Source organism: Photobacterium sp. Hal280, from assembly GCF_037162255.1.
Lineage (GTDB): Bacteria > Pseudomonadota > Gammaproteobacteria > Enterobacterales > Vibrionaceae > Photobacterium.
Map to the genome: position 1 here is coordinate 947,289 of NZ_JARLUO010000005.1, position 12,222 is coordinate 959,510.

The window sequence follows — 12,222 nt, forward strand, 5'->3', positions numbered from 1 at the left end:
ATAGCGAAGCCCTGCAGCTTCGCATCAGACGGTTTCGTTGACAGACACAGGCCCTTCCCATCCGGGAGGGGTTTTTCCGTTTAAGACCCAGGAAAAAGCAATCAGCTCGGCTATGATCACAAACAGGCCGGGCGGGATGTTATCTCCGGCCTCCAGGTTGTTGAGGTAGTCAGCCAGTGTCGGATCCTGGTGTATCAATCCTCCCTGGGCTTTGACCTGCTCAATGATCTCTCTTGCCCAGTCGTCATAGCCTTTCGCTGACACATACGGGGTGTTATAGCCATCGTAGCTCAACGCAATAGCCCGGTTTTGTTCTGTTGTCATACACTGATCCTGATGCCGCATTGTGGGTGGACGTCCGGCGCTGAATCTTCATAGGTTGGGGTCTGATGAAAACTCACGGACTCACATTGAATCTCCAGCTGTTTCAGGCGACGCATCAGCTGAGGTGTTAACTGTTCAGTCAATGCCAGTATGTCTGGCTGCTCGCAACTGAAAGCCAGCTTGAGCTGGCTGTCTTGCCAGATGGCTGTGGCTTCTAATGTATTCGACTCACCAACAGGCAGTCCCAGTTTGACTGTCCAGCCCCGGCCGGGTGATTGGCGTTTCGATGCTTGCTGCGATTGTTTTGAATGCACACTGAGACGGATTTCGCGGCCATCACTTTGCGGTAAGTGCAGGATAAAAGGCGTGTTTTCGTCGCGTCCGGCTGGCGCGCCGGCAAGACGCTGCTCGGCAGCGAGGCGGATCAGCGCTTTGAGTTCGGCTTGCGAATCAGCCGGCAGGCTGGCGAGTAACTTGGCAAGCGGACTGTCGGGCTGCGTCAGCTGGGTCACCAGTGCCTTCAGGCTGTCTTTACCGGCCCCTTGCTGTAACCAGGGTACGATATCGGCCGGCGTGCGCGGCAGCACCAGCTGAGACAACCATGATGCGATCGGGGAACCCTGGCCGCTCACCGCAGGAGGCAAATTGGCAAATAATCGTTGCAATACATGAAGTTGTGTTAGCAAGTGTGAAAGTTGGCTGATTTGCTGGCCGGATTGGAATACAGTTGCGCCTGCCTGAGTTTGATTTGCATGGCCGACCGAAGCGGTCTGCTGCGGCGCAGCTGTCTTAGATGCATTGGCCGCTGCAGGCGGATAAGCGGAGGATTGAGATATAGAGGTCACATTTACATACCTTGCTGCCGGATTGATAACAGGCTGAAACTAACAAAGATCTCAGTCGCTGTGATATTATCCGAGGATTATTTGTGTCATTCAGGATGTCTCATCCCTATGTTATCAGTCAAAGGATTGAGCTGTACCCGTGATGAGCGCGTATTGTTCGATGACCTCCAATTTCATGTTGCTTCTGGCGAGCTGGTTCAGATTGAAGGCCGCAACGGGGCCGGTAAAACGACCTTATTGCGCATCATCGCAGGGCTCGGCTCTCCTGATACCGGCGATGTCTATTGGCACGATAACAAGATTGGCCATGTGCGTGAAGAGTATCATAGCCAGATGCTGTTTTTGGGACATCAAACTGGGGTCAAGCGCGAATTAACCGCTTTAGAAAATCTGGCTTTTTTCCAGGCCATGCATACGCTGGATAACAGCGAGAGACTCAGTGGTCAGGCGAGAGTACATGGTGATGATGCTATCTGGCAGGCCCTGGCCCATGTGGGCTTGGCCGGACGCGAGGATGTGCCCGCCGGACAATTGTCCGCCGGCCAGCAGCGTCGGGTGGCTTTGGCCCGTTTATGGCTGAGTAACCATCCGCTGTGGATTTTGGACGAGCCGTTGACAGCCATTGATAAACTGGGGGTAAAAGTCCTTGAGCAGCTTTTTGTCTCCCATGCCGAACGCGGCGGGATTGTGCTGCTGACGACTCACCAGGATATGTTTTCTGCGCAGAACAGACTGCGCAAGGTGACACTGGGGCAGGCGCTGTGATGTTGCATTCTATGTATCAGGTGATTCGGCGGGAATTGCTGATTGCGTTTCGTCGTCAGGCCGATGTGTTTAACCCTTTATGGTTCTTTATTATTGTCATCACCCTGTTTCCGCTGGGGATAGGGCCGGAACCGAACCTGCTGGCGCGTATTGCGCCCGGCATTATTTGGGTGGCCGCCCTGCTTGCGGCTTTGCTGTCACTGGAGCGTCTGTTTCGGGACGATTTTGTGGACGGCTCGCTGGAACAAATGATGCTGATGCCAACTCCGTTATCGGTCCTGGCACTGGCAAAAGTGGTGGCTCACTGGTTGTTGACGGGCTTGCCTCTGATCATCATCAGTCCTTTATTGGCAATTTTATTGTCACTCGACTGGTCAACCTGGGTTGCGGTGGTATTGACCTTGCTGCTTGGCACGCCAACACTGAGCTTTTTAGGTGCGATTGGGGTTGCACTGACGGTGGGATTGCGTAAAGGTGGGGTATTATTGAGCTTGCTTATCTTACCGCTGTTTATTCCCGTGCTAATCTTTGCAACGTCGGCGATAGAGGCGGCGTCACTGGGGATGAGTTACCAGGGGCAACTCGCTTTGATGGGAGCAATGTTAGCCGGATCAGCCACACTGGCTCCTTTTGCGATATCAGCATCACTGCGTATCAGTGTGAACTGAAGCGTGAATATAACGAATATTATTATTAATCATAGAGTAAAAAACTATGTGGAAGTGGTTACATCCCTACGCTAAAGCAGAAAACTGCTACCGCCTGTGCGGAACCCTGCTGCCCTGGTTTGCAGCACTGTCTGTCATCAGCCTGCTGACAGGCACTGTCTGGGGGCTGGCTTTTGCGCCAACCGATTACCAGCAGGGCGACAGTTTCCGCATTATTTACCTGCATGTCCCGGCTGCTATCTGGTCCATGGGGGTTTATCTCTGGATGGCGATAGCCGCCTTTATCGGCTTAGTCTGGCAGGTGCGCTTGTCTGACATGGCAGCCGCAGCCATGGCACCCATTGGCGCCGTATTCACCTTTATTGCATTACTGACCGGTGCTGTCTGGGGCAAACCTATGTGGGGCGCCTGGTGGGTGTGGGATGCACGCCTGACATCTGAACTGATTCTGCTTTTCCTCTATCTGGGGGTGATTGCGCTGTATAACGCTTTTGACGATCAGAAAACGGCGGCCAAGGCGGCCGGTATTCTGGCGATAGTCGGTGTGATCAATCTTCCTATCATTCATTATTCCGTCGAGTGGTGGAACACCCTGCATCAGGGCGCCACCATTACCAAATTTGCCAAACCGTCAATCGACAGCCGTATGCTGTGGCCATTACTGCTGAATATTTTGGGTTTTGCCTGCTTTTTTGGTGCGCTGACTCTGATTCGGTTACGCAATGAAATTCTGACCAGGGAAAGCCACCGTCCCTGGGTTCGCCAGTTGATGCAGTGAGGTGAGTATGCATTTCGATTCGTTCAGTGATTTCCTTGCCATGGGCGGCTACGCCGGTTATGTCTGGGCGGCCTATGGGATATCTGCTTTATCTTTGCTGATTCTTTTATGGTCCAGTATCAGTAAGAGTCGTCGTCTGGCAGCTGACATTAAAAATAAAATTGCCCGCGAGCAACGCATTAAAGCTGCCGAGAATTTGGAGAATACCTTATGAACCCAAGACGTAAAAAACGCCTGACCGTGATTATTGCCTTGCTGGCCGGTCTTGGTGTAACGGTTGCCCTGACTTTGTATGCCATGAGCCAGAATATGGACCTCTTCTATACCCCAACTGAGTTGGTAGAGGGCAAACCTGATGGCACCAAACCCGAAGTGGGTCAGCGTTTACGCATTGGCGGCATGGTCGTCAAAGGCTCAGTCAGCCGTGATCCCCACTCTTTACAGGTCAGCTTCAAAGTGGCTGATGTCGGCCCGGCCGTGACGGTAACTTATAACGGCATTTTGCCTGATCTGTTCCGCGAAGGGCAGGGTATAGTCGCTCAGGGGGTGCTGGTTGATGCCCAAACGGTGGAAGCGCATGAAGTGCTGGCGAAGCATGACGAAGAATATATGCCGCCAGAAGTGGCTGAGGCGATGCAGAAAAATCATAAGCCTCTGAAATATACCGATCAACAAATGCAAGGAAGCGTGCAATGATTTCAGAATTAGGCCAGTTCAGCCTTATCCTGGCACTGGGGTTATCGCTTCTGGTGAGTGTGTATCCCCTGTATGGTGCCTATCAAGGCAACCCGGTGCTGATGCGTTTGGCCCGGCCTTTGACCTTTGGTGTCTTTGCAATGCTGTTCGTGTCTTTTGCATTGCTGTCGTGGGCCTTTTACATCAATGATTTTACTGTGACCTATGTTGCCAGTAATTCGAACAGTAATCTGCCCTGGTACTACCGGCTGACGGCGGTCTGGGGCGCGCATGAAGGCTCATTGCTGCTTTGGGTCTTGATTCAGGCCACGTGGGCTGCCGCGGTGGCCATGTTCAGCCGGGGCATGCCGCAGGAATCAGTGGCACGGGTACTGGCCGTCATGGGGATGATCTCAGTTGGTTTCCTGTTATTTATCATCATCACTTCCAACCCGTTTGAACGTACGCTGCCTTATTTTCCCGTTGATGGCCGCGATCTGAACCCCTTGCTGCAGGACCCGGGGTTAATCATCCATCCACCGATGCTGTATATGGGTTATGTCGGTTTCTCGGTAGCCTTCGCCTTTGCGATTGCCTCTTTGATGACAGGCCGGCTGGATACGGCCTGGGCGCGCTGGTCGCGTCCCTGGACCATTGCTGCCTGGTCATTTCTGACCGTCGGGATTGCACTGGGCTCCTGGTGGGCCTATTACGAGCTCGGCTGGGGCGGCTGGTGGTTTTGGGATCCGGTCGAAAATGCCTCATTCATGCCCTGGCTGGCTGGTACGGCGCTCATGCACTCGCTGGCAGTGACGGAAAAGCGCGGCACCTTTAAAGCCTGGACAGTGTTACTGGCCATATCGGCCTTCTCACTGAGCTTGCTCGGTACTTTCCTGGTACGTTCCGGCGTGCTGGTGTCTGTACATGCCTTTGCCTCCGATCCGGCGCGTGGCATGTTCATTCTGGGCTTCCTGGTGGTGGTGATCGGCGGTTCGCTCTTGCTGTATGCCCTGCGCGGAGCTCAGATCCGCTCCCATGGCAGTTTCAGCCTGTTTTCACGGGAGAATTTCCTGCTGGCAAACAACCTGCTGCTGATCACCGCCTTGCTGGTGGTGCTGATCGGCACCTTGTTACCTCTGGTTCATAAGCAGCTTGGTTTGGGCTCAGTCTCCATTGGTGTGCCTTTCTTTAATACCCTGTTTACCTGGCTGATGATTCCCTTTGCTTTCTTCCTGGGGATTGGCCCTCTGGTGCGCTGGAAGCGTGAGAATTTCTCGACGATTCGCCGGCCGCTGCTGATTACCGCCTTGATCACTCTGCCATTAGCCGTGCTTGTGCTGTGGCTGCGTCCCGATCCGATCCAGCCGTTGGCTGTACTGGGTATGGTGATGGCCTTCTGGATCATTATCCTGCAGGGCTATGAGGTTTATGATCGCGCCACCCATCGCCATAGCCTGAGGGTCGGTCTCGGTAAGCTTGGCCGCAGCCACTGGGCCATGGTGCTGGGCCATATTGGTCTGGCCGTGACCTTGATCGGCATTACACTGGTTTCCAATTATGATCTGGAGCGTGACGTTCGCCTGGCGCCGGGTCAGACAGTGACAGTCGAAGGCTTTGATTTCAAATTGTCCGGCTTGCGGAATGTTGAAGGGCCGAACTATGACGGCTTTATTGGTGACTTTGTGGTGTCCCGTAACGGTAAATACATCGCTGAACTGCATGCCGAGAAGCGCTTTTATACGGTATCCGGCTCAATGATGACCGAAGCGGCGATCGACAGCGGCGTCACCCGTGATCTTTATGTGGCGCTTGGCGAACAGCTGGATGACAGCGCCTGGGCAGTCCGTATTTACTATAAGCCGTTTGTGAACTGGTTATGGCTGGGCGCGCTTCTGATGGCACTGGGGGGGCAATGGCCATCAGTGACAAGCGTTACCGTTTTCGTCGTCGCTTTAAAAAAGAAGTGACAGATGAAGCGGTTGTCAGTACCCCGCACGCAGAGGTGAATGGATGAACAAGAAACTGCTTTTTATTCCTTTAGTCCTGTTTCTGGGCCTGGTGGCTGTCTTTATGGTGCAGCTGACCCGGAATGCTGACGGCGACGATCCGACCAAACTGGAGTCCGTCCTGGTCGGGAAGCCCGTGCCTGCGTTTCGCCTTGAAGATTTGGAAGATGCGAACAAATTGTATCAGCAGGATATTTTCCTTGGTGAGCCTTTGCTGCTGAATGTCTGGGCAACCTGGTGCCCGACCTGTTACGCCGAGCACCGCTACCTCAATGAGCTGGCCAACCAGGGGGTCAAAATTATTGGCCTGAATTACAAAGACGAGCGCGATAAAGCCAACCGCTGGCTGAAAGATCTCGGCAATCCTTATATGCACAGTCTGTTTGATGGTAATGGCATGCTGGGTATGGATTTAGGCGTGTACGGCGCCCCAGAAACCTTCCTGATCGATGCCAGTGGCGTGATCCGCTATCGCCATGTCGGCGATGTCAATCCGCAAAACTGGCAAGACACCCTCAAGCCGATTTATGAGCGTCTGCAAGAGGAAGCGAAAGGATGAAACACGCGATTGCGGTATTGACGCTGCTGGTCGGGAGCTGGTTTGTGGCCAGTGTACCGGTTCAGGCGGCGATTGATGTCTACGAATTTGCGACGCCTGAACAGGAAGCCACGTTCCAGGAGCTGACAGCCACGCTGCGCTGCCCGAAATGTCAGAATAACAATATCGCTGACTCGAATGCGGAACTGGCCAAAGACATGCGCCAGAAGGCGTATGAGATGCTGAGTGAAGGAAAATCCAAGCAGGAAGTCATTGATTACATGATTGCCCGCTACGGAAACTTCGTGACTTATGATCCGCCACTGATGCCATCTACCCTGATTTTGTGGCTGGGCCCTTTGTGTTTCCTGCTGATTGGCGTCAGTGTGCTGGTTTACCGTTCCCGGAAAGGTGTGGTGGCTTCATCTCAGCCAATGAATGAAAAAGAATCCGCCCGACTTCATGCATTGTTAAATGATATTGAAAAAGAGGCAGAAAACCCGCACGCCGCCAGTGGTTCGGCAGGTGAAAGCAAGGTGAAAAAATGACGTTATTTTGGATTTCCACCCTGATACTGGTGTTGATTGCGCTGGCTTTTTTCATTGTCCCAGCCTTTGTGGGGAGCAATCAGGATCGGGTTGCCAGCCGGGACGAACTGAACAAAGCTTTCTTTCGTGACCGCTTGGGTGAACTGAAAGAAGAGAGCAGTGAAGGACTGGTATCGAACCCGGATGAGCTGGAAGCTGAACTGCAGCAGTCGCTACTGGATGACGTACTGGAGTCACAGACACAGCAGAACAGCCAGTTTAAACCCTGGGTATTAATTCCCGGCATCCTGGTGATTGTCGGTGTGGCGTATGGTCTTTACGGCGTCGTTGGCAATCAGCAAAAAGTGGCTGACTGGCAGCAGACGGTGTCAAAATTGCCGCAGCTGACTCAGCGTCTGATGGGAGATAATGCTGCGCCGCTGACAGATCAGGAAATGGAAGAGCTGACCTTAGGGCTCAGGACCCGGCTGCATGAGCGCCCGGATGATGCCACCGGCTGGCTGTTGCTGGGACGAATTGGCATGGCAAACCGCGATGTTGAAACGGCCCAGGGGGCAATGAAGCGCGCCCTGGATCTGGAACCGAATGACCCCGGCCTGCAACTGAGTTATGCCCAGACCCTGATGATGGGGGGACAGCCAGGTCAGATTCAGCTTGCCCGTAATATGCTGACGCACTTGCTGGAACGTGATCCTGATAATCTCCAGGCATTATCGCTGATGGCATTTGATGCGTTTGAACAGGCTGATTATCAGGCTGCCATCCAATACTGGGAGCAGATGAAATCGCAGCTCAGCGCAGGTGATAACCGTATCAATATGCTCGAGCGCAGCATTGCCCAGGCAAAGGTGGAGATGTCGCAGGCTGCCAATCCCAGTCCGGGTGTCAGGGTGACGGTTGAGCTCGGCGCCTCGGTGAGCTTGCCGGCGCAAGGCATGGTGGTGGTGTCTGTTCATACCGCAGATGGTGCGCCCATGCCGCTGGCAGCCAGACGTCTGCCTTTGTCGCGCTTCCCGCTGACGCTCACCTTAACTGACAACGACAGCATGATCCCTGATCGACTGATGTCAAAACAGTCTGAGCTGATCGTCAGGGCCAGAATCGACAGCGACGGCAACGTGGCGACAAAAGAAGGTGACTGGTTTGGCGAAAGCGGCATTGTGCCGTTAGGCGGAGAGACGACTATCATCATTAATACTCAGTATTAAAACATACTGGCAGTTAAGAAACAGACTGGATATCATTATCCAGTCTGTTTTACATTGATTAAGTGGCTAACACATTGAAACCAAATCTGTTCGTATCCCTGTTTTTTACATTCATCCTGATGGGATGCGCCAGCTCGCCGCCAGATCCGTCACCGGAAAAACTGGCTGGAAACGAGTACGGTCTGGATGATGAGGAGCTTGAAGCTGCCGGTCTGGATGTCGAAGAACTGGCAGCCCTGAGTGAAACGGAAAACGCGGTGTATGACCCTTTTGAAGGGTTTAACCGTGCCATGTGGACAGTAAACTACGATTATCTTGATCCCTATTTTGTCCGTCCTGTGTCACTGGCTTATGTCGATTATGTGCCGTCACCGGTGCGTACCGGCTTGAGAAACTTTTTGTCCAATCTGGAAGAGCCGGCGAATATGCTGAACAGCTTCCTGATGCAGGAGCCGGAAAAGGCGGTGGATCATTTTACCCGTTTCTGGATTAACAGTATTTTTGGCCTGGGCGGATTGATTGATATCGCGGCCGCTGCAGATATTCCGCCACCGGGAGAGCAGGCATTTCCTGACACGCTGGGTTATTACGGTGTCGGGAACGGCCCTTATTTCATGATTCCGGCTTACGGTCCATTGACCTTGCGTGAAGGTATCGGGGATCGCGTGGATGCACTGTATTTTCCGCTCAATCTGCTGACCTTTTGGCAAAGCGTCGGCAAGTGGGCGCTGGAAGGCATGGAAGACAGAGCCAAGCTGGTGGCGCAGGAACCGATGCTGAACAATTCACCGGATCCGTACGCTTTCACGCGTGATGCTTATATTCAATATAAGAATTTCAGAGCAGCAGGCGGGGAATCCGAACCCGCACAGCCACAAAACGAAGAATATCTTGATGATTTTCTTGATGAAATAGATAGCGAATAACCATTAAGTCTGTGCGAAATAAAAACCAGAGCTCAAATTGCTCTGGTTTTTTTATGGCTCGAACAGGGCTTGTTTTTTGTTAATTTTTTGTAAATAAAAACATATCTGACAAAGTTAACACTTCGGGTGATTTTCTGTTTGATCCGCCGCAATGACGCCGCCACTGAGTGACTCATTTTTGTCGTCTTGAATGAATACTGCTCAAGCAAGTGGAATGCTTGCAGTAATTATCATTTCACTCCGTTTCATTGCCATTAATTTCATTTCGGTTGGCATAAGATCACAAAGCGTCATATCAAAAATTAAAATCCCACTTTCTTTCTTTGCGACAAAAAGAAACTGAACTATTGATTATCAGGCATGGTTTCATATCCGTGCGTTATTACTTACTTTTTAACTCAAGGAACGAAGTAATGTTTTTCAATAAGTTGAATCCTGTCGCGGCCGGTATAGCCGTGATGACTATGTCGTGGGGAGCGATGGCAGCACCAGGCGCTCCGCAAATTGCCTGGATGGAAACGGATTACGCTATCGTCGAGGTTGATCAGGCAGCCTCTGCTTACAAAAGCCTGATTACGGTGAAGCCGGCGGCAGAAGTCCCTGTTGCCTGGCAGCGTTATTCTGGTGAAACCGCAGATCTGTGGCGAGTGAAGCTGAACGGGAATGTGGTGTTTGAGCAAAGCATTGCTCCGGCATCCAGCGGAGCCGGTTCAACCACTTTGTCTGTGGCGCAGGGTGGTCAGTATGCCATGACAGTCGAACTGTGTAGCGGCACGGGTGCAGCGCAAGCCTGTACCAGCAGTGCGCCAACAAACATTGTTGTTGCTGATACCGATGGTAGCCATTTAGACCCATTACCCATGAACGTGGATGGCAATAATGGCAATTACACGACGCCTGCGAACACTGTGGTCGGTGCTTATTTTGTTGAGTGGGGTGTGTATGGCCGTAAATTCTCGGTGGATAATATTCCTGCGCAAAACCTGACCCACATTTTGTACGGCTTCATTCCTATTTGCGGACCGAATGAATCTCTGGGTGAGATTGAAAATGGCAACAGCCTGGCCGCACTCAATCGTGCCTGTCAGGGAACGCCGGATTATGAAGTGGTGATCCATGACCCTTGGGCGGCGGTTCAGATGCCTCAGCCACAGTCAGGCCATACCCACAGCACTCCCTATAAAGGTACCTATGGTCAGATGATGGCGTTGAAACAACGTTACCCTGATCTGAAGATTGTGCCTTCTATCGGCGGCTGGACACTGTCTGACCCTTTCTATTCTTTCACTGACAAAGCCAAGCGTGACATTTTCGTCGCCAGTGTGAAGAAATTCCTCAAAACATGGAAATTCTTCGACGGTGTTGATATCGACTGGGAATTCCCGGGCGGCAAAGGCGCGAACGCGAATCTGGGCGATCCGGTCAACGATGGCCCGGCGTATGTGGCTCTGATGCGCGAACTGCGTGCCATGCTGGATGAGCTGGAAGCCGAAACTGGCCGCCAGTATGAGCTGACATCTGCAATCGGTGCGGGTTATGACAAGATTGATGTCGTGAACTATGCCGATGCGGTTCAGTATATGGACTACATCTTCGCCATGACCTATGACTTCTTCGGCGGCTGGAATAACGAGCCTGGCCACCAGACAGCACTGTTCTGCGGCAGCCACATGACCGCTGATGTCTGTAACGGCACAGGTGTTGACGAAAACGGCGAGCCGCGTCAAGGTCCGGCTTACACAGCCTCGCACGGGATTGACCGTCTTCTGGCGCAGGGTGTGCCTGCAAACAAACTGGTCCTGGGTACAGCCATGTACGCGCGTGGTTGGACGGGGGTTACCGAAGCCAGCATGACCGATCCGACGAACCCAATGACAGGCACAGGCAACGGCATGGTGCCTGGTTCATGGGAACCTGGGGTGATTGACTACAAAGACGTGGTGACGGATTACATCAATAACGCTGCAGTGACTAAGGGTTATGATGCGCAGGCAGAAGCACCCTGGGCGTACAATCCAAGCAACGGCAACCTGATCACCTATGACGACCGTCGTTCAGTTCTGGCTAAAGGTCAGTATGTCCGCAATCTGGGTCTGGCTGGTTTGTTTGCATGGGAAATTGATGCCGATAACGGCGATATCCTGAATGCAATGCAGGATTCACTGGCGGGTGGTGGTGGCAACTATGCCCCGGTCGCGAAAGCGGGTGCTGATCAAGTGGTCAATGGCGCGACGTCTGTGACGCTGGACGGCTCTGCATCCAGTGATCGTGATGGTCAGATTGTCAGCTATCAGTGGACACAAACCAGTGGTCCGGCACTGACTCTGACCGGAACAGATACTGCGACAGCAACAGTAGCGGTACCTGAAGTAACGGCTGATATCCAGTATGTGTTCACGCTGACAGTGACCGACAATGGCGGTGATACTGCCACAGACAGTGTCACAGTCACGGCCAAAGCTCCGGGTTCAAACACAGCACCTGTGGTGGTTGTGTCTGGCCCTGCGACAGCCGGTGCCGGTGATACTGTGGTGCTGGATGCGTCGCAATCCACAGATGCCGACGGCGATACGCTGACCTTTACCTGGACCGTACCTGCCGGTGTGAACGCGACAGTGAACGGTGCAACGGTGAGTTTTGTTGCCGACAGTTACACAGTCGATACGCCGTTGAACTTTACGGTTGCAGTCTCTGATGGTACGGATTCAGCGACAGATTCAGTGACAGTGACTGTGCTCAAAGATGGTGGTTCCACAGGTTGTACCAATGCCTGGGCAGGCAGCAGTGTGTATAACGCCGGTGATATCGTGACGCATTCAGGCAAATCCTGGAAAGCGAAATGGTGGACCACAGGTGAAGAGCCAGGAACCACAGGCGAGTGGGGCGTTTGGGAAGATCTGGGTGCAGCCAACTGCCAGTAAATTCTGTGTGTTAAAACCGT

The 12,222-nt window shown here is 52.8% G+C and carries 12 protein-coding genes and 1 pseudogene; 11 read left to right on the forward strand and 2 right to left on the reverse strand.

What is annotated here, in order from left to right; translation table 11 throughout:
* Positions 1 to 24 precede the first annotated feature (24 nt).
* Both P4S53_RS13815 and P4S53_RS13820 read right to left on the reverse strand, forming a co-directional pair.
* Positions 25 to 324 (reverse strand): EscU/YscU/HrcU family type III secretion system export apparatus switch protein, encoded by a 300-nt coding sequence (locus P4S53_RS13815; protein WP_337113091.1) that lies wholly within the window; start codon positions 322 to 324, stop codon positions 25 to 27.
* On the reverse strand, positions 321 to 1,169 hold the full coding sequence (locus P4S53_RS13820) for a hypothetical protein (RefSeq protein WP_337113092.1): 849 nt from the start codon (positions 1,167 to 1,169) through the stop codon (positions 321 to 323). Before P4S53_RS13820 ends, P4S53_RS13815 begins: the two co-directional genes overlap by 4 nt.
* 108 nt (positions 1,170 to 1,277) lie before the next feature.
* Here P4S53_RS13820 and ccmA point away from each other — a divergent pair, with 108 nt between their 5' ends.
* The 11 genes and pseudogenes from ccmA to P4S53_RS13875 all read left to right on the forward strand — a co-directional run bounded on the left by ccmA (position 1,278) and on the right by P4S53_RS13875 (position 12,202).
* A complete protein-coding gene (ccmA, locus tag P4S53_RS13825; protein WP_337113093.1) occupies positions 1,278 to 1,934 on the forward strand; it encodes a cytochrome c biogenesis heme-transporting ATPase CcmA in 657 nt (218 codons plus the stop codon).
* Positions 1,934 to 2,602, forward strand: coding sequence for a heme exporter protein CcmB (ccmB, locus tag P4S53_RS13830; protein ID WP_337113094.1), 669 nt, complete (start codon positions 1,934 to 1,936; stop codon positions 2,600 to 2,602). Before ccmA ends, ccmB begins: the two co-directional genes overlap by 1 nt.
* 46 nt (positions 2,603 to 2,648) lie before the next feature.
* The gene (locus P4S53_RS13835) at positions 2,649 to 3,380 is read left to right on the forward strand and encodes a heme ABC transporter permease (protein ID WP_337113095.1); all 732 of its coding nucleotides are present in this window, start codon (positions 2,649 to 2,651) and stop codon (positions 3,378 to 3,380) included.
* A 7-nt stretch (positions 3,381 to 3,387) separates the two neighbouring features.
* Entirely contained in the window at positions 3,388 to 3,594 is a 207-nt protein-coding gene (ccmD, locus tag P4S53_RS13840) for a heme exporter protein CcmD (protein WP_337113096.1), read from the forward strand.
* A complete protein-coding gene (ccmE, locus tag P4S53_RS13845; RefSeq protein WP_337113097.1) occupies positions 3,591 to 4,076 on the forward strand; it encodes a cytochrome c maturation protein CcmE in 486 nt (161 codons plus the stop codon). Before ccmD ends, ccmE begins: the two co-directional genes overlap by 4 nt.
* Positions 4,073 to 6,069: pseudogene (locus P4S53_RS13850) on the forward strand (heme lyase CcmF/NrfE family subunit). The gene ccmE and the pseudogene P4S53_RS13850 overlap by 4 nt, the downstream one beginning before the upstream one ends.
* Entirely contained in the window at positions 6,066 to 6,620 is a 555-nt protein-coding gene (locus P4S53_RS13855; RefSeq protein ID WP_337113098.1) for a DsbE family thiol:disulfide interchange protein, read from the forward strand. Before P4S53_RS13850 ends, P4S53_RS13855 begins: the two are co-directional and overlap by 4 nt.
* Positions 6,617 to 7,147: a cytochrome c-type biogenesis protein gene (locus P4S53_RS13860; protein ID WP_337113099.1), complete on the forward strand. Its 531-nt coding sequence runs from the start codon at positions 6,617 to 6,619 to the stop codon at positions 7,145 to 7,147. Before P4S53_RS13855 ends, P4S53_RS13860 begins: the two co-directional genes overlap by 4 nt.
* Complete coding sequence (gene ccmI, locus P4S53_RS13865; protein WP_337113100.1) at positions 7,144 to 8,355, forward strand: c-type cytochrome biogenesis protein CcmI; 1,212 nt, start codon at positions 7,144 to 7,146, stop codon at positions 8,353 to 8,355. Before P4S53_RS13860 ends, ccmI begins: the two co-directional genes overlap by 4 nt.
* A 74-nt stretch (positions 8,356 to 8,429) precedes the next feature.
* Positions 8,430 to 9,281, forward strand: coding sequence for an MlaA family lipoprotein (locus P4S53_RS13870; RefSeq protein ID WP_337113101.1), 852 nt, complete (start codon positions 8,430 to 8,432; stop codon positions 9,279 to 9,281).
* A gap of 413 nt (positions 9,282 to 9,694) precedes the next feature.
* Positions 9,695 to 12,202 (forward strand): glycosyl hydrolase family 18 protein, encoded by a 2,508-nt coding sequence (locus P4S53_RS13875; protein WP_442958666.1) that lies wholly within the window; start codon positions 9,695 to 9,697, stop codon positions 12,200 to 12,202.
* The last annotated feature ends 20 nt before the right edge of the window (positions 12,203 to 12,222 follow it).